General features: G+C 60.1%; 22 protein-coding genes and 1 riboswitch. Of the genes, 13 read left to right on the forward strand and 9 right to left on the reverse strand.

Features of this window, described 5'->3' with window-relative positions; translation table 11 throughout:
* Positions 1-688 precede the first annotated feature (688 nt).
* The 4 genes from EV283_RS18895 (at position 689) to EV283_RS18910 (ending at position 5,349) form a co-directional block, all read left to right on the forward strand.
* Entirely contained in the window at positions 689-1,564 is an 876-nt protein-coding gene (locus EV283_RS18895) for a replication initiation protein (protein ID WP_031392895.1), read from the forward strand.
* Between the two features lie 555 nt (positions 1,565-2,119).
* The gene (locus EV283_RS18900) at positions 2,120-3,205 is read left to right on the forward strand and encodes a sulfite oxidase (RefSeq protein ID WP_031392894.1); all 1,086 of its coding nucleotides are present in this window, start codon (positions 2,120-2,122) and stop codon (positions 3,203-3,205) included.
* Positions 3,205-3,645 carry a DUF202 domain-containing protein gene (locus EV283_RS18905; protein ID WP_051916165.1) on the forward strand — a complete coding sequence of 147 codons (441 nt, stop codon included), beginning with the start codon at positions 3,205-3,207 and terminating at the stop codon, positions 3,643-3,645. The genes EV283_RS18900 and EV283_RS18905 overlap by 1 nt, the downstream gene beginning before the upstream one ends.
* 239 nt (positions 3,646-3,884) lie before the next feature.
* Positions 3,885-3,961, forward strand: a riboswitch (Fluoride riboswitch).
* A 23-nt stretch (positions 3,962-3,984) separates the two neighbouring features.
* Positions 3,985-5,349, forward strand: coding sequence for a voltage-gated chloride channel family protein (locus EV283_RS18910; RefSeq protein ID WP_031392892.1), 1,365 nt, complete (start codon positions 3,985-3,987; stop codon positions 5,347-5,349).
* A gap of 9 nt (positions 5,350-5,358) precedes the next feature.
* Here the strand turns inward: EV283_RS18910 and EV283_RS18915 are convergent, their stop codons facing one another.
* The 6 genes from EV283_RS18915 to EV283_RS18940 form a co-directional block, all read right to left on the reverse strand.
* On the reverse strand, positions 5,359-5,835 hold the full coding sequence (locus EV283_RS18915; protein ID WP_031392891.1) for a hypothetical protein: 477 nt from the start codon (positions 5,833-5,835) through the stop codon (positions 5,359-5,361).
* Positions 5,836-5,848: 13 nt separating this feature from the next.
* Entirely contained in the window at positions 5,849-7,093 is a 1,245-nt protein-coding gene (locus tag EV283_RS18920; RefSeq protein WP_197975372.1) for a molybdopterin-dependent oxidoreductase, read from the reverse strand.
* A 106-nt stretch (positions 7,094-7,199) separates the two neighbouring features.
* Positions 7,200-8,351: a TDT family transporter gene (locus EV283_RS18925; protein ID WP_031392889.1), complete on the reverse strand. Its 1,152-nt coding sequence runs from the start codon at positions 8,349-8,351 to the stop codon at positions 7,200-7,202.
* The gene (locus EV283_RS18930; RefSeq protein ID WP_130328094.1) at positions 8,348-9,220 is read right to left on the reverse strand and encodes a LysR family transcriptional regulator; all 873 of its coding nucleotides are present in this window, start codon (positions 9,218-9,220) and stop codon (positions 8,348-8,350) included. Before EV283_RS18930 ends, EV283_RS18925 begins: the two co-directional genes overlap by 4 nt.
* Before the next feature lie 88 nt (positions 9,221-9,308).
* Entirely contained in the window at positions 9,309-10,292 is a 984-nt protein-coding gene (locus tag EV283_RS18935) for a malate dehydrogenase (protein WP_031392887.1), read from the reverse strand.
* A 46-nt stretch (positions 10,293-10,338) separates the two neighbouring features.
* Entirely contained in the window at positions 10,339-11,508 is a 1,170-nt protein-coding gene (locus EV283_RS18940) for a hypothetical protein (RefSeq protein WP_051916164.1), read from the reverse strand.
* A 144-nt stretch (positions 11,509-11,652) separates the two neighbouring features.
* Here EV283_RS18940 and EV283_RS18945 point away from each other — a divergent pair, with 144 nt between their 5' ends.
* Both EV283_RS18945 and EV283_RS18950 read left to right on the forward strand, forming a co-directional pair.
* Positions 11,653-12,150 (forward strand): DUF305 domain-containing protein, encoded by a 498-nt coding sequence (locus EV283_RS18945; protein WP_235516305.1) that lies wholly within the window; start codon positions 11,653-11,655, stop codon positions 12,148-12,150.
* Positions 12,147-13,565, forward strand: a complete 1,419-nt coding sequence (locus EV283_RS18950; protein ID WP_051916163.1) for a YncE family protein — start codon at positions 12,147-12,149, stop codon at positions 13,563-13,565. Before EV283_RS18945 ends, EV283_RS18950 begins: the two co-directional genes overlap by 4 nt.
* A gap of 283 nt (positions 13,566-13,848) precedes the next feature.
* On the opposite strand, the gene EV283_RS18955 is transcribed toward EV283_RS18950, so the two are convergent.
* Together EV283_RS18955 and parA are read right to left on the reverse strand one after the other, a co-directional pair.
* The gene (locus EV283_RS18955; RefSeq protein ID WP_031392883.1) at positions 13,849-14,118 is read right to left on the reverse strand and encodes a ribbon-helix-helix domain-containing protein; all 270 of its coding nucleotides are present in this window, start codon (positions 14,116-14,118) and stop codon (positions 13,849-13,851) included.
* Position 14,119: 1 nt separating this feature from the next.
* Positions 14,120-14,797 carry a ParA family partition ATPase gene (gene parA / locus EV283_RS18960; protein WP_031392882.1) on the reverse strand — a complete coding sequence of 226 codons (678 nt, stop codon included), beginning with the start codon at positions 14,795-14,797 and terminating at the stop codon, positions 14,120-14,122.
* Between the two features lie 201 nt (positions 14,798-14,998).
* Between parA and EV283_RS18965 the strand changes: the two genes are divergently transcribed.
* The 4 genes from EV283_RS18965 (at position 14,999) to EV283_RS18985 (ending at position 17,842) form a co-directional block, all read left to right on the forward strand.
* Positions 14,999-15,469: a hypothetical protein gene (locus EV283_RS18965; RefSeq protein WP_031392881.1), complete on the forward strand. Its 471-nt coding sequence runs from the start codon at positions 14,999-15,001 to the stop codon at positions 15,467-15,469.
* Positions 15,470-15,615: 146 nt separating this feature from the next.
* Positions 15,616-16,179, forward strand: a complete 564-nt coding sequence (locus tag EV283_RS18970; protein WP_031392880.1) for a recombinase family protein — start codon at positions 15,616-15,618, stop codon at positions 16,177-16,179.
* A gap of 608 nt (positions 16,180-16,787) precedes the next feature.
* Positions 16,788-17,270, forward strand: a complete 483-nt coding sequence (locus EV283_RS18980; RefSeq protein ID WP_055763354.1) for a helix-turn-helix domain-containing protein — start codon at positions 16,788-16,790, stop codon at positions 17,268-17,270.
* The gene (locus tag EV283_RS18985; RefSeq protein ID WP_055763351.1) at positions 17,270-17,842 is read left to right on the forward strand and encodes a PIN domain-containing protein; all 573 of its coding nucleotides are present in this window, start codon (positions 17,270-17,272) and stop codon (positions 17,840-17,842) included. Before EV283_RS18980 ends, EV283_RS18985 begins: the two co-directional genes overlap by 1 nt.
* A 67-nt stretch (positions 17,843-17,909) precedes the next feature.
* Here EV283_RS18985 and EV283_RS18990 read toward each other — a convergent pair whose 3' ends face one another.
* Positions 17,910-21,089, reverse strand: a complete 3,180-nt coding sequence (locus EV283_RS18990; protein WP_130328095.1) for an SIR2 family protein — start codon at positions 21,087-21,089, stop codon at positions 17,910-17,912.
* 571 nt (positions 21,090-21,660) lie between these two features.
* Here EV283_RS18990 and EV283_RS18995 point away from each other — a divergent pair.
* The 3 genes from EV283_RS18995 to EV283_RS19005 are packed head-to-tail and all read left to right on the forward strand — an operon-like array spanning position 21,661 to position 23,719.
* Entirely contained in the window at positions 21,661-21,993 is a 333-nt protein-coding gene (locus EV283_RS18995; RefSeq protein WP_130328098.1) for a metalloregulator ArsR/SmtB family transcription factor, read from the forward strand.
* An 11-nt stretch (positions 21,994-22,004) separates the two neighbouring features.
* Positions 22,005-22,433, forward strand: coding sequence for an arsenate reductase (glutaredoxin) (gene arsC, locus EV283_RS19000; protein ID WP_130328100.1), 429 nt, complete (start codon positions 22,005-22,007; stop codon positions 22,431-22,433).
* Entirely contained in the window at positions 22,433-23,719 is a 1,287-nt protein-coding gene (locus EV283_RS19005; protein ID WP_130328102.1) for an arsenic transporter, read from the forward strand. The genes arsC and EV283_RS19005 overlap by 1 nt, the downstream gene beginning before the upstream one ends.
* Positions 23,720-23,748 lie beyond the last annotated feature (29 nt).

Consider the following 23,748-nt stretch of genomic DNA (forward strand, 5'->3'; position numbering starts at 1 on the left):
TGAGTTTTGGGGTAGCGCCTCACCTTCCGAAGGTGACGGAGCTGGTGATCGGATTGACGATCTACGAAACCGATCGCGAAGGAGCTGATTTAAGCACCAACAGCGAGGTTCGGTGCTGCAAGGGTGCGGATCGTGGCAAAGCCCTCTTCCCTGCCCTCATGGCGCTCTTGGTCGGCTCTGGCGTAGTATCTGGTCGCCAGCTTGCCTTTCTTCTTTTTCCGCTAAGCACGCGGCGTTTGCGCCGCTCTGGTGACAGCGCAGCTGGCACCAGACGAATAGTGCATCGGCCATTAGGCCGATTCCATTTGCCTATTCTGACGGTGGTTATCCACAGGCTCGCCACCCCAAAGCTCACCTTTCGCCGTTCAGATTCTCTAATTCTTCTGATTCAAGATTCAGAGCCCTGAAAGGTCCGTATTTCTGCCGAAAAATGCCTCCAATAGTGAGCGTTGGGGTCGATTCGCGTGAGTTTCGGGGTAGCATGCGGTGAGCTTTGGGGTCGGTAAAAGTGAGTGTTCGGGCAGGGTCCAGTGAGTGTTGGGGTACCCCAATGGTTGGGTTAAAAGGATCGGTGAGTTTTGGGGTATCCGCCTCTCTGCTCCACGGGGGAGCTGAAACATTTGCCTAGCTCACTTTTCGTGATTAGGGTGAGTTGGTAAGTTCCTCTAGCTCACCGTTGGTCAAGCCTATGTCGCAACCTGCCGTGGTCGATATGACATTCCGCACGCTGGCCCAGAAGGGACGTGGAAATCCTTTTGATCCCGCCAACTACGGTGAAATCGTCAAGCCCGGCGAGTTGGTCGATATTGTAGAGCTAAGCCCCCTCACCCTCGCGGATCGCCGTATCTACAACCTGCTGATCGCCAATGCCTGGGAACGCATTGGCGAGCCGATCATCCATCGCATTGCGAAATCCGGACTGAAAGGGACGCACCAAGGCAACGAGCGCATAGAGAGTTCACTGCTGCGCCTCATGGGCACCATCGCGATCGTCACGATCCGCAAGGATGGCAAGAGCTACAAGCGCCGTGTCCAGCTGCTCGGCCCAAGTGATGAAAGCCTCGAAAAAGACGGCTTCCTTCACTATCGTATCCCAGAAGAGCTAATCGAGATACTGCGGAACAGTCAGGTTTATGCCCGTCTCAAGACGCAGGTAATGTATTGCTTCGAGTCAAAATACGCACTTTGTCTCTATGAAATGATCGAGCGGCGCATTGGTCTCGAATACAAACAGAAAGAGGAGTTTACGATCGAAGAGCTGCGCGGCCTGCTTAACGTGCCTGAAGGTAAACTCGAACGCTTCGCTGATATGAACAAATATTGTCTGAAGGTGGCTGTCGAGGAAATTAACAAGCTTTGCCCCTTCTATGTCGATTTCACGCCGATCAAGAACGGGCGCAAGGTCGAACGGGTGGCACTCCACTGGTTCCCAAAAACGTCCAGCGGCAAGCGCGACGCACAGAACCTGATCGACCAGCACAGCATTGTACGACGGGCAAAGCTGCGCGGCGGAATTCCCGAACTGCCCGTGCTGGTAGATTTCAGCGCGTCGGCCCAAAGGTGAGCCGCTACCCCAAAACTCACCGATAGGCTTTGCTACCAACCTCTACATGCCAGACACGTGTTCACGTTCCATCGTGTTCTCGTGTTCTCGTGCTATCATGTTCACATGCTAACAAGTGGGCTGGCGGATTCCGGGGTGCCCGTTACAGATGCCGGGCATTCACCCAGCCCTTGCATGTTCCACTCGGGACGGATCATTCGGATCGCCCCCTCTTCGGGGTCGGTACATAGAACGGACCCAGATATACGTTAAGCGCCCTCATCCGGGTTCAGGCGGCGCAAATCACCCGTTTGTCGCGCATCTGCGATGGCGACAGGGTTTTCCGTCATCCCTAGTACCTAGCGACGACTTTTGGGACAAAGCCGTCGTAGCAAGTCCAGTCACATCGCGACGATCTACGGGAAAGGCTGTCTGGCGCTCGGCGCCTTTCGCGCGACGGCATGGTGATCGCTCCACCGCCGTCTAGAAAGGGATAGGCTATCGAAAGAGTCTGGGTGACATCGCCCAGCAAAACGATCGATTTCGCTACTGATTTCATCATGGTAGGCCGCTTGCATGACCGCATCCGATCGCGCCGAACAGAATCTGATCCTCCGCTGTCCGGAGCCGCTCAATGCGGAAACGCCCCCGGATAAACTGATCACGTCCTTCCTGACGCCGCAGGCGAACTTCTACATCCGCAGTCACGGACCAACGCCGGAGCTGGCCGACGATCATCGTATAGCGCTGGACGGCTTAGTCGACCGCCCGCGCTCCTACACGGTTGCCGAACTTCAAACGGCATTTGCGACCCGGACAGTGACCGCGACCATGCAGTGCGCCGGCAATCGTCGGGCACATCTTCAAGACGTGGAAAAGACTTCGGGCGATCCCTGGGACGTGGGCGCGATTGGCAATGCGGCGTGGACCGGCGTCGCACTGTGCGACGTGCTCGCCGCAGCCGGCATCCAGGACGGCGCGTCGTTCGTCGGCACTACGGGGGCCGACAACGTGGATGTCGATGGTGAGACGGCACCGTTCGGTGCCTCGATCTCGATCGCCAAGGCGCTAGAGCCCGACGTGCTGATCGTCTGGGCCATGAATGGCGAGGCGCTGGCCCCCGAACATGGCGCACCGCTGCGGCTCGTCGTGCCGGGTTATGCGGGCGTTCGTAGCGCCAAGTGGCTGACGCGCATCGAGGTGCGCGATCGCCCGTCCGATGCGCCGATCCAGGCTAAGGACTACAAGCTCTTTCCGGCGTCGGTAGCGAAGGAGGACGCAGACTGGGATCGGGGTCTGACTATCGAGGAGATGCCGCTCAATGCTGCGATCTGCGCGCCGGTGGACGGCGCGCATGTCAGCGCCGGCGCGTGCGAAATCGCGGGTTATGCGGTCGCCTTCGGCCGAGCGGTCACCCGCGTCGAGGTCTCCGTCAATGGCGGCACCGACTGGCTGCAGGCGGAACTGACTGCAAAACCCGATGCGCCTTGGAGCTGGACGCAGTGGCACGTCACGGTCGATCTGTCTCCCGGACTCCACGTCCTGATCGTGCGCGCCGTTGACGGTGCCGGGCAGATGCAGCCCGAACGGCCCGAGCCGATCTGGAACTTCGCCGGCTATCTCTCGACTGCCTGGCATCGCATCGCCGTTACCGCTGGCTGATGGACGCGCCGCACGACGCCGATCGGGCCCATGCGAAGCTGGCGGAGAGCGCGAGCAAGCTGAAGGACAGCGCAGTCCAGCAGGTGGACAGCGCCGACCGTCGCACAGAGCTTGCCGCGGACCGCACAATCCTCGCCGGCGAACGCACCTATGCTGCCTGGGTGCGTACCGGACTGGCGGCGCTCGCTTCCGGTATCGGCGCGCGCGCGCTGCTCAAGGACGTCGTGTTCCCGTGGCTGGCGACGGCGACCGGGACCATGCTGATCTTGTTCAGCGCCTTTTGCTTCGCCGCTGCGGTGTGGCGAGAGATGGGCGCAGGCGCCCCGCCGCCACGACCGGACATCAAGCGCCTGCCAGCGACGTTGCTCCTAGTGATGAACGGGTTTCTTATGCTCGTGTCACTGGCCGCGCTCGTCGGCATCTGGACGGCACGCTCGTAGCAGCCATCCCTAGGTTTGCTGCGAACCGATCAGACCCCGCAGCGCATCCGCGGCTTTCGTGCGGTATCGCCCCCTTGTGACGAAGCCCGAAAACGACGTGGGCCAAAGCCGATCGGTCCCGCATGCAGCGTACCCGGGGTCGGTACATATAACGGGCTCAGATAGACGCTGCCGACTGGCCGGTCCGAGCATTTGCCCGACCAACATGCCCATTGACGGTTGGGGCAAACGTCTAATAGATCGACTTTGGCAATGGATTTCTGCCGGGCAATTTGGCCGAACCGCTCTGATAAGAGCTGATGATTCCTACTTGGCGCCTTCAGGCAGCAAGGAGGAATTGTGCGCGCTACCTTTCGCAATCTCGTCGGCACGCTGAATGTCGCGGCATTCATGCGCGATCGTCACGACCATGCGATCTCTGTCCTGCGCTGGGCGCTGATCTTGCTGCCCATGGCGGCACTCGTCGGGACGCTATGTGCGGCGTTCCTGCTGAGTCTCGATACCGTTACGCGACTGCGGTTTGCATCGCCTTGGCTGCTCTATCTGCTACCGGTGGGCGGGTTCGTTGTCGGATTCCTCTACCATGTCACCGGGCGCACAGTGGAAGGCGGCAACAATCTGATCGTCGAGCAGATCCACGAGCCTGGCGGCGGGGTGCCTCTGCGGATGGCGCCGCTCATCTTCTTCGGCACAGTGGTGACGCATCTTTTCGGTGGCTCGGCCGGACGTGAGGGCACCGCCGTCCAATTGGGTGGAAGCCTTGCCAGCGGTTTCGGCCGCGCGCTCCGCCTCGATGCGGGCGGCACGCGCATCCTGTTGATGACGGGTATCGCAGCCGGGTTCGGCGCGGTCTTCGGCACGCCGATCGCAGGCGCGGTCTTCGCGCTCGAAGTGCTGGCGATCGGCCGCGTTGAATATTCCGCGCTAGTGCCTTGCCTCGTTGCAGCGCTAGTCGGCGATTGGACGTGCCTCGCCTGGGGTATCCATCACGGTGTCTACCCGATCGGTGCGTTGATACCGGTCGATGCGCTGCTCGTGACGAAGGCGGGTATTGCGGGGATCATATTCGGATTGGTCGGTTTGGCCTTCGCCGAAGCCAACCACGTGGTCGGGGGATGTCTGAAGCGGATCGTCCCCTATGGTCCGCTACGTCCAGTGATCGGCGGGGTCGTCGTTATCGCGCTCGTCTTCCTGTTCGGCACGCGCGACTATCTAGGCCTGGGTGTCCTGGCAGCGAGGCCCGAGAGCCTTACCATCGCCAGCTTCTTCGGACCAGACACGCATCCGTGGAGTTGGGCGATCAAGCTGCTGTTTACTGTCGTCACGCTCGGTGCGGGTTTCAAAGGCGGTGAAGTCACGCCGTTGTTCTTCATCGGCGCGGCGCTCGGTAACGCGCTGGCGCCTTTCTTGGACGTACCGACGGGCCTGTTCGCCGCGATCGGCTTTGTTGCGGTCTTTGCCGGGGCTGCCAATACCCCGCTCGCCTGCACCTTCATGGGGATTGAACTGTTTGGCGCCAGCTATGCGGTGCCGATCGCCGTCGCCTGTTTCGTGGCCTATCTCTGCTCGGGCCACAATGGCATCTACCTGTCGCAGCGCGTTGCGATACCCAAGGTGCCCGCGAACGGCCTCGCGCCCAATGCAACACTGCGCGAGACACGTACACGCCGCACAGCACTTCGCGCGCAGAACCGCGTGTCGTGAGTGATGTGCTTAGCCTGATCCCCCCGATACGTCGGGCGCAGCCTTCGGATCGGGGTCTTGCGCCTTGCCCTTCGCGGCGCCCGGCTGCTTTGCGCTCATGGCGGTCAGATAAGCGACGATCGCCGGCACGTCAGCCTGTGCAACAGGAGCCTTGTAGACCTCGCGCATCTTGGTGACCTCCGCGGTCCACTGATCGGAGGAGAGTGGCGGCTGGTTCAGCGCCATGCTCGCCGAATGACACGAGGTGCAGTTGGCGTTGATGACGTCGGCATGCGGGCCGGCGGGATATTGCCCTTCGTCGGTCGGGAGATCGACCGAGGTGGACGCCAGCGAGAAGCCGCGCGCCGAAACGCTTGGCGGCGGTGGTGCGGTCGGGGCGGCAGGCGGCGGGGCGATGCGGCTGTTCGGGGCACCGATCGCGAGTAGAAGAACGACGGTCGCGCCGACGAACCCGAACGACAGCGTGCCGATGGAAGGCGTTTTCATGGGGGAGCGCTCCTCAGCCGACGACGATGTTGGTGGTTTCGATGTTGCCGCGCATGAACCCGCCCGGGTTCCAGATCGGCGTCATCGGCTGCGCGATGCCGGCGGTGTTCCAGCAGCGCGACATCAGTCTGGTCGGGCCCGCATGGCTGAGCGGCACCTGCGCATCCCAGCGGCGGAAACTGTATTTGCCGTGATCGGGGCCAAGCGTCGTCTTGTACCAGCTCTTGCCGTTGTCGGTCGACACATCGACCTTGGCGACGCCGCAATCGCCGCCCATCGCGATGCCGCCCAGCGGGATTGACCGGTCAAACGCGATCGCCTGCCCTTCGTCGAGGCTCGTGACCCAACTGCGCGGGATCATCTTGTTGATCGGGACGGCCGGGAAATCCTTCTGGCCAGGCCGCACGTTCGCGCCTGGAGTGTCAGGGATCTTGTACGCCTTGGCCATCCAGTAACCGTCGTCGGGCGCGGCAAGCACCTCGATGTCGTTCAGCATCTTGACCCAATAGGTCGAATACCAGCCGGGTACGATCAGCCGGACCGGGAAGCCGTTGAGGAGCGGCATCTGTTCACCGTTCATCCCGAAGGCGAGCATCACTTCGCCGTCGCGTGCGTGGTCGATCGACAGCGACTTCGCAAAATCCGGTCCACCCGCGACCACCGGCTGGTCGAGCGCACCGAACCGCACCGCGACCGCGCCCGGCTTCACGCCGGCGATATCGAGCACGTCGCGCAGGCGCACGCCGAGCCATTTGGCGTTGCCCATCGCCCCGTGACGCCACTGCGCACCGGCAACAGGGGGCTGGAACAGCGCACGCGAATTGCCCGAGCATTGGTTGATCGCCGCCAGCTCGACGCGTGGCAACTTCAGCAGTTGCGCGAGCGAGATCGACAGCGGCCGCGTGACCGCGCCGTGCACCTTGATCCGGAACGCCTCGACATCGATCGCGGTCGGAATGTCGGCCCAGTGCCAGCGGACGAAGAACTGGTCGTTCGGTGTGAAGACGTCGCCATTGAACACGCTCATCGGCGTTTCCAGCAGCGGCGGGTGGATCCGCTGGAGGATCATGCTGCCCTTGCCGGGGAACGCACTGGTTATCGGCCGTTCCGATGGGCCACCCGGAAGATGCAGGTCGACCATGCTCTGCGCCAGCGCGGGTGCGGCGATCAGCGCGCCGCTGCCGATCGCAGCCTCTGCGAGAAAGCGACGGCGGTTCGTCGCCTGCGCCAGTTTCATATCCAGGCTGTCCACCAGCATTCTCCCTTCGATGTCATGCTCTTATGCGCGATCCGTCCGACGGTCTGCCCGGTACGGGTCGATCGGATGGGCCGGTTCGATCCGGCAGGACGATCAGTTCGGCCCATCAATTGGCTTGGGCGATGCAGGGCGACACGAACAGGTTTCCGCGCCAGCCGCCTGCGACCGTCTTGGCGCCGACCAGCAGCCACATCGCTGCGAGCGCGATGGTGAGGATGGTGCCGACGATCCCGAAAAAGCCGAGCTGGAGCGTCGTGCCGAGCTTGAAGGTGGCGACAGTGTAGACGCCGAGCGGGAAGGTGTAGCCCCACCAGCCAAGGTTGAACGGGATACCCGCGCGCCAGTAGCGGATCGTGATCAGCGTCGCGAGCGCCAGCCACCACAGGCCGAAGCCCCAGAGCAACAGCCCGGCGATCGTGCCGATCCCCTGCGCTACCGCGCCGATCTGGCCGAGGCCGTTGGCGGCGAGGATCGCGGGCGCGTCGCTACCGAGCACCAGCATCCCGAGCGCACCGGTGCCGATCGGACCGAGCGCGAGCCAGCTCGAGGCGGCCATGCTCTCGTGCGGCAGCTTGTGGAGAGCCATCCGCAGGATCAGGATCGCGAGAATGCCGAACGCGACCGGCACCGAATAGGCCCACAGGACATAGGAGGTCGCCAGCACCACGAACTGATGATGGGCGTCGGCCAGATGCGGTGCGAGCAGGCCTCCGCTCGCGCCTGCGACCTCGGCCGCGACCACTGGCAGGAGCCACACCGCGGTCATGCCGTCGAGCGAATGTTCGTGCCGGGTAAACATGAGGTAGGGGATCGCTACACCGCAGGCGAGCGACATCGCGACGTCGATCCACCACAATGTCTCGGCGATCGGGATCACGCCGGCGCCGAACCGCGGCAGGCCGAACGCCAGGAACCCGTTGATGATCGTCGCGAGGCCCATCGGGATCGTACCGATGAACATCGATACGGTGTTGTGCCCGAAGATCCGCCGCGCCTCGTGCCCGAACATCGTCCAGCGCGCGGTGTAGAGCCCGGCGAACAGCGTGAAGAGCGCGATGTTGAAATACCACAATGCCTCGCCGACCGGGTGCAGCGACGTGCCGACGCCCGGCACCTGCGGTAAGGCCAGCGCCAGGATACCGGTGCCCATGGTCGCGGCGAACCAGTTGGGCGTGAACTGCCGGATCATCTCGCGCGGTGAGTCGAGCCGGCTGAGCGGCTTCAGGCCATCAAGAACGGGTTTCAGATCGGCGGTCACTTGCCAGTCTCCTTGATGAGATCGGTCAGCGCATCGGCCGCCCGGGTACGATAGCGCTCTTTGTGCCGCAGCGCGTAGAACGGACGCCGCGGCAGACCGAGCGGCAGATCGTGCAACGTTCCGGCCGCGATTGCAGGTGCGACGACATGCTGCGACAGGACCGCGACGCCTGCGCCAGCCTCGACCGCGCTACGTACCGCCTCGTTCGACGGCAGGGTCAGCGCGGTGGTGAGGTCCGACGGATCGACGCCGCGCTGGCGCAACACCTCCTCGAACGACGAGCGCGTGCCCGATCCCTGTTCGCGGACGATCCAGCGCGCGGCGCGGATCCAGTCCTCGTCGATCGTGTCGGCTGCGCGATCGCTTACCAGCACCATGCGGTCGTTCGCGACCGTCCAATGCGCGAGCGCGGGCTCGTCGATCACACCCTCGACGAAGCCGAGCTCGACCGCACCGTCGAGCACGCGCGCCGCGGCCCCCTCGGTGTTGTCGATCGCCAGTTCGATTGAGATCGCGGGGTAGCGCGCATGGAACGCCGCCAGCTGGCGGGGCAGCCAATAGCCTGCGATCGTCTGGCTTGCGACCAGCCGCAGTGTGCCGCGCTCCAGTCCTGCATATTCGGCCAGTGCAAGTTCCGCGCTGGCGGCACGGCCAAGCACTGCGCGCGCGTCGACCAGAAACATGCGGCCCGCTTCGGACAGTTCGATCCCGCGGCCGACCCGGTGGAACAGCGACACGCCGTGCCGAGCTTCTAGCGCGGCGATGGCAGCGCTTGCGGCTGACTGCGTCACATTGAGCGCTTCGGCAGCGCGCGTCATGTGCTCGCGCTCTGCGACACCGACGAAAATCCTGAGTTGTTCGAGGGTCATGCCCGATCTCCTTGCCCCAATGATAGGGAAAGGAGATCAATCGCACCAACCAAAGATTACAGTCATTCCAATCAGATATACCGATCGTTCATTTCAGAATGTCGATAACCGCCTCACGTTCATCGACCAGTTCGGCAATCGTGCGATCGAGCATCGATCGCTGGAACGGATCGAGGGTCAGGCCTTCGATACGCGCATACCCACCGCTCATGCAGTGCACCGGCACGCCGCACACCAGTCCTTGCGGGATACCGTAGGAGCCATCTGACACCACGCCCATCGACACCCAATTATCGCCTGCGCCGTGCACCCAGTCGCGCAGATGGTCGATCGCTGCATTTGCGGCCGACGCGGCCGAGGACGCACCCCGTGCTTCGATGATCGCGGTTCCGCGCTGCGCAACGGTGGGGATCAGGGTTTCGCGGTACCAGGCCTCGTTTCCGATACGGTCGGCAAGCTTTTGGCCATCGAGTTCGGCATTCCCCCAGTCGGCAAACATCGTCGGCGAATGGTTTCCCCAGACGACGAGCTTTGTAATCGCATCGACACCTACACCCGCCTTGGCCGCAAGCTGTCCCTGCGCGCGGTTGTGATCGAGGCGGATCATCGACGTGATGTTTTCGGCAGGAAAACCCGGTGCGCTTTGCGCAAGAATCCAGGCATTTGTGTTGGCGGGATTGCCGACGACCAGGATCTTGGCGTCACGTTTGGCCACTGCGTCCAATGCTGCGCCCTGCGTCTTGAAGATCGCTGCGTTGGCAGCGAGCAAATCACGGCGCTCCATGCCCTTTGAGCGGGGACGAGACCCAACCAGCATGGCCGCATCGATGTCCTTGAAAGCCACCATCGGATCATCAGTAATGATCACACCTGCCAGTAGCGGGAACGCGCAATCCTCCAGTTCCATGACCACGCCGCGTACGGCGTCCATAGCCTGCGGCACGTCGAGCAGTTGAAGGATAACGGGCTGGTCCGGTCCGAACACGTCACCCTGCGCAACCCGGAAGAGCAGCGAATAGCAAATTTGTCCTGCGGCACCGCTGATCGCGATCCTGACGGGGGGCTTGGTCATTTTAGAAAGGGCTTTCCTTGGGAAATTACAGACGGTGTAAGACCGATCAACGCGCCGCCACGGCAAGCGCCGCATCGCGCCCGGATGGCACCAGATTGGCGAGACCTTTTCCTGATCGCACGGCACCAGGAACGTAGATCAGGCTTTGCGCATCCGTACTGATAGGGATTGTCGACACGGTGGTGTACGTCAGCGTGTCGATCCCAGCGACCTTGTTGGTTCCGGCCAGGCTGGCATAGATTCTCGTACCATCGCCCGACGGCCAAACCGCACTTGGAGCCGCTTGTAGCGGGACGGTTGCCACAGCCTCCAGGCTGTCGGTTCTATAGACCTTGATTGCAGGTTGATCGCCGCCAATGCTGACATAGGCAAAGGAATCGTCCGCGCGCTGGGCGAAGTTGACCGCGCCCGTTGCTGGACCAGTGTTTATCACTTCGCGTACCGCAAACGGCGGTTTGGCAGCAAAAACCGTGGTCGTGCCGCTCTCGCGGCGTGTTGCCCAAATCTGTTTGCCATCTGGCGAGACCGCGATTGCTCCCTCACCTGCACCGTTGCTGGCAACGTGTCCGACGACGCGCCGATGCTCGACGTCGACAACCAGGATGGACGGCCTTTCAGTAAGCGATACAAAGGCATAGCGTCCGTTTGGCGACAGGATGGTCGCGCCCGCTCCGCCACTTGCTGGTACGCGGGTGATCTCCCGCGCGGTCTTAGGATCCACGACTGCGATGGCATGTTCATCGCCGAGCGAAACCCAGAGTTCGTGCCCATTGGGCGTAAACGCGACGGCGGTAGGCGACGTCTGGAACACGGTCCGGCCTCGTTCCGTGTTCGTGGCCAGATCTACGAGCGTCACACTGTGCTGCGCTAATGCCGATACCGCCAGGGTCCGCCCGTCGCGCGTTGCAGCCAGGTGCTGGACTTTGGGGCTGGAAAAGCTGGGCTCAGCTATCGCGCTTTTGGTGAGGTCGATGCGTCCCAGTTCGTTGCCCGCTGCAGGATCGATGACAACGATCTTTGTCGATGTCGGGTCAGACACATAGATCCGGTCATGATGACTAAGGTCGATATCAGCCTTCGACCACGGTGCCTGAACCGCCTTGATATCGCAGGGAAAGTCGTCCGCCGCAGGTGCAGCCCAATAGGCCTGAGCGATCGCCGGGACTGGGGCTACGGAGGCCAACATCGCGGCAACCAGAACGATCGCAGCTTTCATCGTTTGATCCTTATCGCGGATCCGGCGGGTGATCGTGCCAGTCCGATGCCGCTAGATCGACCGATATCTCCCCTGCGTCCAACGCATGGTAGCGATGGTTTCAATACGAAAACGCGATCATAGATTGTCTACCGTTCTTTTTAGATGATCAGAACAACCATGCTTATGCGTTGGATCGATGGCTGCGCCGCGATCATTTACGCTGTCACGCTCGGCATTCATCGCTCGCGTGTCATAAATGGGAATACTAAAGGCATGACGATGAAATCTCGCACGGCCTTGCTAACGGCGATAGCCGTGTCCGTATCGACGGGTGCGTTAGCGCAAACGGACGGTTTCGCGTCCGCAATGGATGCGGCGATGGCGCGGATGCACGGCGCGATGATGACCGGTTATTCAAGCGATCCCGATCGCGACTTCGCAAGAATGATGATCCCGCATCATCAGGGTGCGATCGACATGGCCGAAGTCGAACTGCGGTTCGGCAAGGATGAACGCCTGCGCCGGCTCGCCCAGGGAATCATCGTCGAACAGCGTCAGGAAATCGCGGTGATGCAGGGCATCCTATCCGAAGGCGGCGCGTTGCTGCCTCACACCGAACCGACCGCGACCGGTCACCCCCATCACGGAGACCGTCCATGAAGCGTTTCACCCTAACCGCCTGCGCCGCCTTGTGTTTCTCGGGCCCTGCGTTTGCCCAGCAAGTGCCGAACGCGACCCCCGACGTCCCCGTCAGCGCGCAGGACCGGTTCTACACCTCGGACCAGTTCTCCAACACCGTGTCGGTGATCGATCCGTCGACCAACACGCTGCTCGGCGTGATAAAACTCGGCGACCAGACCCCCGCGAACCTCAGCCCGCTCTACAAGGGACAGCTGCTCGTCCACGGCATGGGCTTCTCGCCTGATCGCAAGACGCTGGCGGCGATCTCGATCGGCTCGAACTCGGTGACGTTCATCGACACTGCGACCAATGCCGTGAAGCATACGACCTATGTGGGCCGATCGCCGCACGAAGCGTTCTTCCGCCCCGACGGTCGCGAAGTCTGGGTCGCGGTGCGCGGCGAGGATTATATCCAGGTGCTCGACGGCAAGACCTTCGCGCCGACTACGCGCATCCCCGTTCCTAATGGCCCCGGCATGACGATCTTCTCGCCGAACGGGAAATACGGTTACGTCTGTTCGAGCTTTTCTCCCGAGACCGTTGTGATCGACACCGCCTCGAAGAAGATCGTCGGTCGCGTCAAGCAGGCGAGCCCGTTCTGCCCCGACATCGCCGCGACGCCCGACGGCAAGCAGGTCTGGTTGACGCTGAAAGACGTCGGCAAAGTCATGGTGTTCGACGCCAAGCCACCCTTCGCAGTGCTCAAGACGTTCGACACAGGCGCGATCACCAACCACGTCAACATCGCCCGCACCAAGGCTGGCCAGTTCGCCTATGTGACGGTCGGCACCGAGAACGTCGTCAAGGTGTTCCGCACCACCGACTTCGCGCAGGTCGCGAACATCCCGGTCGGCGCGCTCCCGCACGGCCTTTGGCCGTCGGGCGACGGTACGCGGATGTATGTCGGGCTGGAGAACGCCGACGCAGTCGCGGCGATCGATACCGCCAGCAACACCGTTATCGCGACGATTCCGATCGGTCAGGGGCCCCAAGGCGTGGCCTACGTTCCCGGCGCGGTGCCGGTAGGCGATGGCCGTGCAAACCTGATGCCGCTCGCCCAGGCCGGCATGAAGATCCAGCTGACTCTTTCCGGGACTGGGCGCAGCCAGGTCACGCTGTTCGATCAGGGCCAAGTCCAGATTTTGCAGGCGGCGGTTGCGGGCCTCAGTCCAAAGATGCCCTATGTCCTTGGGCTATCCTCCCGCGCTGATGGCAGCGGCGTGATCCAGCCTCTGGCGAAGTTCATGACCAATCCGGCGGGCGGCGCGATAGTCAACACGCTCGGACCGCTCCGCCAGATCGTCAGCGACGCAAAAGGCGACATGCGCCGTTACCTCGTCATTGCTCCGGGCGACCCGATGATGCCGGGCGCCGTCGTTCAGGTGCAAAAATGAGGATTCCGGTGAAACCTGCGATCTCTTGTCCGTATCCGGTATCTTGGTCATGACGCTGGTATAGGCTGCCGCAGCGTTTTGAGACTGTCGGAAAACACATGCTTTCGGACAGGGTGCGCTCCGGCCTTGGGTCGTGGCGCCAACAGGATGGCAGAGTGTGCGACAAACCCTGTCGCTTTGGTCAGCTGTACGGAAACCCGAATCTGGGGGTTTGCTGACACCCGATCGCGTTAGCGTACATCTGGGTCCGTTCTATGTGCAGACCCCTCTTCAAAGCTGCGCGTCACCGCTCCCCGAACGGGTGCTTGCCGTACTGGCGCATGAGAAGGTCGATTGCCTCGCCCATCAAGGCCTGAAGGGTAGTTCCGTTCTCGGCCGCCAGCACATTTAAGCCTCGGCTAACTTCCGGACTAAAGTATGCGCTGACAGCCTTCTTGCCCTGCCGCGCCGCCGATCGCACCGACGCCGAGCCCTCAATGGCTGGGGTCGAGACGCTCGGCTCCACCTTCGCGCGTTCTGCACGCTGCTGCCTCATGGCGCCAAATTTGCTCATGTCAGCCTCGCTTCTTTCTGCCCTGCTTACTTGTGGGCAAGTTCACACGTTCGCTTGTCCACGTCCATAGCGCGGCGATCTCCTCCGCCGCCTTACCGTCAGGCTCCGCCTCTATCGCGGTTTTCCCTTGCGCCGTGCTGTGGTGATAGATCGCGCGCATCGTGAGCATGACGGGCGCGACCGGCACACCCATACCCTCAACGCCTTCGCTGCCCTCAATCAGCTCCCGCGCGTCTCTGTAAGTAGTTGGCGCGCGCTGAGGACCGCCCATGAAGAGCACGAAGGCCGGCTTGCCTGCTGCCTTCACCAGCTCGGCCGTCGTTTCAACGGCTGACAAGTCGAACGCTTGGGGACGACAAGGAATAAGGATCAGGTCCGCAGCCTTGCACGCCTCGCGCGCCATGATGTCCGCGTGTGGGGGCGTATCGATAATGACTAGGTCCGCGCCTAGATCGGCTGCTTGCTGCACCTTGCGCGGAAGGAGGGTGGGGGAGGCACAATCTACGACCTCAGGGTCCGCGCCGCCTCGCCAGTGGTTCCATTGGCTAGCGGTCGCTTGCGGGTCCGCGTCGAGGATTAGCGCGGAGAGGCCCGCACTGGTGGCGGCACCGGCAAGGTGGATGGCAAGCGTGGTCTTACCCGCTCCGCCCTTCTGGCTGATGATAGATATGGTCTTCATGTAGCCCCTGCACGTGTTCGCGTGTGAACATGATGGATAGCACACAAGTGAGCAAGATAACAATCTCACTTGTGAACTGATAGCCTTCGTGGCCTGTAGCAGCGTGGTTGGGTGGTCGTAAGCTGCACCCGAGGTTCGCGGCATAAGGGAGCATACGTGACAGGAATATCAGGGGGGTCAGGATCAGGCGGCTGGACGTGGGTGCAGGGCTTCGGAACGGCCTTTGCGGGCGTGCTTGCCTACCTTGGCGCGCGTTTTGGCGCGCAGGCCGGGAAGGAGAACGCAGACAAGGCCATCTTCGTCCAGATCGTCACCAGCGAGCGCGCGGTATGGCGAGAAGCAATGCGAGGGCTGGTTGTAGAGTTAACGGCCGAGGTGCGGCGTGGTGCAGTTAGCCCTGCCAAGCCGGTGAATTGGCGAAAGGTACATGCCGCGCGCGCTGGTATCGTACTCCGCCTAAACCCGGCCTGCCGCGACGTAGGGACTGAGGACAAACATGCCCTGGATCGCGCGCTCTTCCGCGCAGTCGAGGAGCTAGTGAGTGCGCGGCATACTCCAAAGCCCGATTGGCTCAAAAAGGCGGATACGGTCGAGAAAGCAGCCCAACGGCTCATCAAGAAGGAATGGGACAAGTCGAAGAAGGAGGCTCGCACAGGCAGGCTTGAAGAATGAGGCTGTGAGGGCCGCAGGATAGCAACTGTCGACTGTCGCAAATGTTCTAAGTTTCGCAACAGAGCCCTTAGAGCTCGTGTTCTCTCATGTGCTGATGTCGCAAAAGTCGGTTGCAAAATACTTTTATTACGATACAATTTTGCAACATGCTGATTGGCTATGCTCGTGTGTCCACCGATGACCAAGATCTCCGGCTGCAACGCGCCGCGTTGAAGGAGGCCGGATGCAAGCGGACGTTCGAGGAGAAGATCTCGGGCGCGAAGCGTGACCGGCCCGAGCTGGCCAAGATGATCGAGCAGCTGCGCGACGACGACACGGTGGTAGTGACGCGGCTCGACCGACTGGCGCGCTCGACGCGCGACCTGCTGGACATCGCCGAGAAGCTGAAGGAGGCTGGTTCCGGCCTGCGCTCGCTGGCCGAGCCCTGGGCCGACACGACCTCGCCAGCTGGTCGCATGGTGCTGACCGTGTTCGCCGGCATCGCTGAGTTCGAGCGTGAGCTGATCCACCAGCGCACCAGCAGCGGACGAGTGGCGGCTAAGGCGAGGGGAGTCCGCTTTGGCCGTCCGCCAAAGCTCACCCCCGATCAGATCACGCTCGGCGAACGATTGATAAGCGAAGGCACATCGGTGCGCGAAGCCGCCAAGCTGCTCAAATGCCACCATGCCACACTCTACCGGGCGCTGACCGCAGCGACGGTGGCTTTATAATGCGGTGGACTGCGCAGCCTGACACTTCGGCAGGGAAGGCCTGATGCCTATCCGGCCCGAGCACGTGTTCTTGTACCCGATCGACTGGGTGCAGCTATCACACCAGGTACGCTTCGTGCGGGCGGGGGGACACTGCGAGCATTGTGGACGTCCCCACAGGCAGAAGGTCTTCCACCTAGGCGACGGACGGTGGTGGGATCGGAACCGGCAATGCTGGCGCAATGGCCGGGGCCGGCGCGTGCGACGGCCTACGGAAAACATTCTGGTACAAGGCCGGTGGACACCGGTGGTCCTGGCCTGTGCGCACCTTAACCATGATCCGAGCGACAGTGCGCTTCACCAGCTCGCAGCGCTCTGCCAACGCTGCCACATGCTCCACGATGGCCCGGAGCATCGACGCCGGCGCTGGATGAACGCGCACTATCGGCGTGCGCTGGGTGATCTGTTCTACGGTCCATACCCCAAGCTGGGAGGCGACTGGATTACGCCCACCCCGCTCAGCATGCTCGACGATCACCGCAGTGGAACGTCTTCCCGTTGACACTCGTTTCACTTATTGCGTTTACAACTCGCAGTCACTAGATGGCTTCCGCCCTGGGAGATGAAACATGGCCGCCGTGGCCTTCAATATCGACGAGGCCTACGAGCCTACTGCACACGAGATCGAGGCGGCCGGTAACGCCGCGCGTGCACTGTCGAGGGTAGATTCCAGCCGCCCTATTCACCTGACTGTAGAAGGGGCAGGTGAGGACGTTATCAGCCTGCCGTCTGGTGTGTTCAACAGCATCGTCAAGATGCTAGTTGAGATCGGCAACGGTCATGCCGTCACTGTCGTGCCGGTACAGGCAGAGCTTACAACTAGCCAAGCAGCCGACCTGCTCAACATGTCGCGTCCACACCTCATTAAGCTCTTAGAACGCGGTGATCTGCCGTTCCGGATGGTCGGCACGCATCGTAAGCTGCTCGGACGCGACGTGCTGACCTACCGCAGCCGCATGGATGCGGCCCGGCATGAGGCCCTGCAGGAAATGGCGGATCTGGATCAGGAAGCTGGCCTCTTCGACGATCACACGCCTCTCGATCGTCCCTGATGCTGGTCGGCCGCTACACCGTCCTGCTCGATGCCAACGTCATGCACCCCTCCATCGTGCGGGGTGCGCTTTTGTGGTTCGCCGCCAGCCGGCTGTTCCGGCCGCTCTGGAGCGAGGCCATCCTGGCCGAGTGGGAGGAAAGCTTAAGGCGACGGTTTGCCGATCTGGCAGCTGACCATTTCCAACGCCAGCGGACCTACATGGACAGCTTCGGAGAGGCGCTGGTGGAAGGCTACGAACCGCTGATGCCTGCCCTGACACTGCCTGATCCCAAGGACGTCCATGTTCTTGCCGCAGCGATTCACGGCAGAGCCGACGCGATTGTCACGTACAACCTCAAGGATTTTCCGGTCGAAGCAGCCGCCCGCCACGGTATCGAGGTGAAGCATCCCGACGACTTCATCGTTAATGTCATCGACCTCGATACGGCCAAGGCGCTGACCGCAATCGGAAACCAACGCCGTCAGTTTCACAATCCCGCTGTCACCGCCGAAGATTACCTCGACCGCTTTCGGAAAAGCGATTTGGTCCAAGCAAGCCACCGACTGCAACCCCTTGTCGAGCTATTCTGAATGAGGGTTCTGACACCAGTAAGCGCTTGAAAGGCGGCGACCTATCTCAAGCGTCAGAACCGTTCGGTTATGACACCTCAGCTGTGTTCGAAACGACTTGGCTACGCCTTGACCGTGCCGCCATCACGGCAACCGCTGTAGGACCCGTTCTATTAAATCTTATTTTGAATGATACCTCTTGGCCGATCTCAAGGTCGTCAAAGTCGTCATAGTTTGACAAGTTTCTATGTGCAAATATGTCTGTGGGGTAAGCAGCGCTCCTGATGAACAAAAAGCTTCCCTTGATGGTCTGTACTGACCCTGTTACCTCAGACAGTCTGATCGTAAAAATATTGTCTCGAACGGGAGTTGCTCTACGAAACGTATCTGGCGCAAATTTATCTATCTCTTCAAAAATGGTTTTTGAGTTTGGCACATCCCCTGCGATGAACAAAAGCTGTGCTAGATTAAATCGAGCTTCAAAATTACGGTCGCCTACAGAGTAGCTTCTTCTAAGGTGTTCCCCGACTAGGCCTAAATCGGTTTCTGATCGAGATAACAGGTGGATTGCCATAGCCTCGTGCAACGGCTTATCGTCCGGGCTTCGAGCTAGTGCCTCCTTGAGAGTTCTACCTGCGTCAAATTCGCGGTTCCGAGTTTCATACATTTGTGCAACTCTAATAGCTGTACCGGATCCCCGAACTCCGGCTAGCAGAGCACGCTCAAGTGCTCGAAGAGCCTTATCCTCTTCTTCCGTAACCCGCCGTAGACGAGCTTCAACTTGGATTAGGTCTGCATCGTCAGGATGGTTCTGCTGAGCACGTGAGATCGCCTCCTCAGTCACCTTGAGTTTCTCGGCATACAGCATAACTTCATGCTGTCTAGAGTTCTCGTCAATAGATGAGCCTAATTCGTCTAGTTCATCAACTAGGATCTTGCATCTACTTGATACAGCAAATCTATCATTGCTAGGCATTTCCGCGAGACGGATTCGGGCTCGTCTTCTTAACGTATCTTTCAGAAGATCGGAAGTCTCAAGTATTGCCCTACGACGGTCTATCTCGGCCTGAGTATGTATGATTGCCTTACTTTTAGGATCATGCCCATGCGCCTCCTCAGCCAACTTTTCGGCTTCTAACAAAGAGCCTTGGGGGTGGTTAGCTTCGAGAAGAGCCCACTGTTGATAGAGAAATGCCTGCTTTGGAGCTGATTTGATGGCGGCTTCGTAGACGAGTCTAGCGTCTGCTATCCGAGAAAACGCATCCGCTAACGCACGTCCCTTAGTAATCTCCTCAAGAGCCCTCTTATCTACGGAATATCCAACGTCCAAACCCCCTATAAGCCGGGTCAGCTGCTTGGCCTTTGATACATCGTCGGGACACACTTGTCTAAAAACAATAGATGCAACTCGTGCATGCCTTGTCCTATAAGACAGATCTCCTGAATATGGATCATTATCTACCCGGACAATATTCTTGAGTGGCTCAAGAAATTCTTCCTGAAAGTCTGTAAACGATATACCTGATATTCGGGATATAATCCCAGCTCTAACATGCACTGAAAACTGATGCATCGTTGCTATGTCTAAGTGTAGCTGCCGTGCCTGTTCAGGCGATATTCGCTCATGCTCCTCAAGGACTATAGCCTCGAATGGCTTTCCTCTTGTCAGCTCGTGGAGTGCAACCAATAGCTGCCTATCGGCCTTGTCCTCGTTCATAAAGGCCTGAACCTGCTGGTCTCGATTTAGGCGCTTCAATAGGCCTAAGCAGTCATGTCTTTCCAGAAGATCGAGCAGTCCTTGGACTTCCGGCTCTGATAAATTTCCTACACGAACAAAGTTTGGCGGAAATTCGTTATCCAGCGCGTAGCAGTAGGTATTCCAGTCAGCATCTCGCTCAGCTCCTATGACTACTAATGGTATAGATTTTGCTTTTGCTTCTCTTAGTGCGTTAAGAATCTTTCCTACGTGAAACCCAATCTGATCAACAAATAGGTATATAGGCTTTTGACAAAGCTCGTATAACTCGGCAATAGCGCCGAGGTGGATACTACCTCCCTCTTCCAACCACAGAGTGATTACGTTTGATGATGTAGCCGCTTCGAATGCCGTGCGTTTAAGAGCGATCGTTTTCCCAGCACCAGCCGGTCCTCTAAGTACTAGTAAAACTGGGCCCTTGGGACTCTCATTTTCAAGAACAGCTTTATATAGAAGATCATCTTCTACCTTTCGCCTAACATCCAGCCTACGGAGAATGCCACCCCATCCGTTATCATAGCCTTCGTAAAATAGCTTAGGAATCTGCTCTTCGGCAGACATCCCGGAGTGAATGACGGCAAAATCGGTGTTTAGTGAATCTCTTAGACGGGCACTCTCCACATTGCTCGTGACATAAAACTTCCTGATAGGAAGGTCAGCAACCGCTAGAGAAGGTGACAACGCACGGAATAGCGGCGGTATCTCTTCCTGTAAGGCAGACATAAAATCGCCGAAGCGGCTCTTGATAACCCCGACATTCTGGCTATCCCAGTATGAAACGTCATAGTCCTCAGCATCTGGGGTGACCATGTACCATCTTGGGCGTTTTGTTGGCGCAAGATTGTAAATCAGGTCCCTTATGTGCGGATCATCAAGCCTATAGCCGATGAACAATATTGATGACTCATGCGAATAGTCTTTTATTCTGTCAAATAGGCGAGTTCTATTTTTTGAGAATCTTGCGTAGCTCTCTTTCGTCAATATTAAAGGTATGTCTGAATCATGTATATGGTCAACACACCCGTGTAGCTTCAGATATTGAAGCGGATTATGGGTTTCTTGCAGACGCTGTTCAACAGGTTCATCGTCTTTGACAAACCGAACAAGATTTTGTCGTCGGGTCTTTACATCGCTGTATGCCCGTTCAATTAGCAAATCGTAATTAGTGGTAGCTATTGATCGCCATCTGAACTCGGCGAGCGCGCGGTGAGCGTCCCCAGGCTCAAACGGACTTAGTATCTTCCGTATTTCCTCAAAAACTAACGACTGGCCTCCGGCAGAGGCAATCGCCATCTCGGCGACTGTCATTAAGTCCCTGTTTTTAATATCTTTCCCAAAAAACTTGGATGCCAGTAGGTCACGTAAAGCATCGGCGTCCGGAGGAGTTTTGCCATATCCGTCAGAAGCTTCTTTCGAGGCACCCGCTCCTAGGAAAGGGATTACCCGCGTACTTTTGACCGCTTCGATGAGGGTGCCGGGTATTTCCAGCTTCTTTACTGAGTCTTTCGCCATCGGCTCCCCCTTCGCTGGCTTGCAAACAAGGCACGCCGCTGCATCCTACGGGGCAATATCATACCGCCTATGTCAACGGCACAGTGCTCCGTCTGGTGCGACTTATCAGCTTGCTTTCGACACCCGGTACGCCGGTGGTTGGTTGCACTCCCCGCCGCGCCGCGCTCTCGCGCTTATCAAGGTAAGCGCCTTTTGGGTGTTTGTCGGTGTCAAACCGAGCGATTGTGACGCTCATGCCGACCTTCAGCTTGGATAGAACGTAAACCTTTCTCCTCGGCCAGCCGAATTGCGGTGTCACAACCGGGCCGGTTTTGACGCCACGTATTATCCTAATCGTCAGTTGGCAGGGTAGGGCGTACTGATCTTAGGAAGCCACGAAGGCGACACTGGCGATTTTGGCGCGACACTTCCTGGACGGCCTAGGCGTCGTCTAAATCACTCATGCTGCTGGTCCTTGGAAGGCTGGCGCGCAATGCGCCCATTATCCTGTTCCAAGCCGGAAGGCATTGCGGCCTAGTTTTGCCGAAAATCGCAGCGTTGCCTGCTGCTCGATATCCGCTAAGCTGGATATATGGAAAAGGATTCGGCTATTTCTACATTGGCCGCGCTCGCGCAAGGCACACGCCTCGACGTGTTCCGCCTGCTGGTGCGGCACGAACCGGACGGCATGGCAGCGGGCGAAATCGCTCGCCAGCTCGATGTGCCGCAAAACACCATGTCTGCGCACCTCGGCATTCTCGCGCGGGCTGGCATCGTGCGCTCCGAACGACATAGCCGATCAATCATCTACCGCGCCGATCTGGGCGGGCTGCGCGCGCTGACGCTGTTCCTCGTCAAAGACTGTTGCGCCAGTTCGCCCGAGTTGTGCGCGCCACTCCTGGCCGAACTCACCCCCTGCTGCTGAAAGGACGCCCCGTGGCCGTCGATATCGTGATCTATCACAACCCCGAATGCGGCACGTCGCGCAACACACTGGCGATGATCCGCAATGCCGGCATCGAGCCACATGTGGTCGAATATCTGAAGACGCCACCCTCGCGCGCGCTGCTGGTCGAGCTGATCGATCGCGCCGGGATCACGCCCCGCGATCTGCTGCGTGAGAAGGGGACTCCTTATGCGGAGCTTGGCCTGGCCGACACGTCGCGATCAGACGACGCGCTGGTGGACGCGATGATGGCGCATCCGATCCTCATCAACCGACCGCTCGTCGTCTCGCCGCTCGGCGTGAAGCTGTGCCGACCATCCGAAGCGGTCCTTGATCTGCTGCCCGATGCCCAACAGGGCGCGTTTGCCAAGGAAGACGGCGAACAGGTCGTGGATGCCTCGGGTCAGCGCATCGCCTGATGCTGCTCGCGCTCGCTATCTTCGTCGTCACGATCGCGCTCGTCATCTGGCAGCCCAAGGGCCTGGGCATTGGCTGGAGCGCGCTGGGCGGCGCGGCCGTCGCGCTGCTCGTCGGGGTCGTTTCGCTTTCTGACGTGCCTGTGGTGTGGGGCATCGTCTGGAATGCGACTGCGACGTTCGTCGCGATCATCATCGTCAGCCTTTTGCTAGATGAAGCCGGGTTCTTCGAATGGGCCGCGCTCCATGTCGCCCGCTGGGGCAGGGGGCATGGTCGCCGTCTGTTCGTACTGATCGTTCTGCTCGGCGCGGCGGTGTCGGCGCTGTTTGCCAATGATGGCGCGGCGCTGATCCTGACGCCGATCGTCATCGCGATGCTGCGCGCGCTGGGATACAAGGACAAGGCGACGCTGGCGTTCGTGATGGCTGCGGGGTTCATAGCCGATACCGCCAGTCTGCCGCTGATCGTCTCCAACCTCGTCAACATCGTGTCGGCCGACTTCTTCCGGATCGGCTTTGCCGATTATGCCTCGGTGATGGTGCCTGTCGATCTGGCGTCGATCGCCGCAACACTGGTCGCGCTGCTGCTGTTCTTCCGGCGTGACATACCGGCGAGCTACGATGTGGCGCAGCTCCGCACGCCCGGTGATGCGATCCGCGACCGTGCCACGTTCAAGGCGGGCTGGGTCGTTCTTGCCCTACTGCTCGCCGGCTTCTTCCTGCTCGAACCCCTCGGCGTGCCGGTCAGCGCCGTGGCCGCTGCCGGCGCTGTACTCCTGCTCATCATCGCCGCGCGCGGTCACGTCATCCAGACGCGCAAGGTGCTGGCCGGCGCGCCGTGGCAGGTCGTGATCTTCTCACTCGGCATGTATCTGGTCGTCTATGGCCTCCGCAATGCGGGCCTGACTGACCACCTTGCCAGCCTGCTCGATCGTACCGCGCAAGGCGGTGTGTGGGGTGCAGCGTTCGGAACCGGAATCGTCGCGGCACTGCTGTCGTCGGTGATGAACAACATGCCGACTGTGCTGGTGGGCGCGCTGTCGATCGACGCGACGCATGCCTCAGGCGCGATCAAGGAAGCGATGATCTACGCCAACGTGATCGGCTGCGACCTTGGCCCGAAGATCACGCCGATCGGCTCGCTGGCGACGCTGCTCTGGCTGCATGTCCTTGGGCAAAAAGGCATCCGGATTGGCTGGGGCTATTACTTCAAGGTCGGCGCGACGCTAACGATCCCGGTGCTGCTGGTAACGCTCGCGGCACTCGCGATCAGAATCAGCATGGTATGACGGCGCTCGTGTATCTGGCCGCGGCACTC

This window comes from Sphingomonas sp. BK036 (genome assembly GCF_004216825.1).
Lineage (GTDB): Bacteria > Pseudomonadota > Alphaproteobacteria > Sphingomonadales > Sphingomonadaceae > Sphingomonas.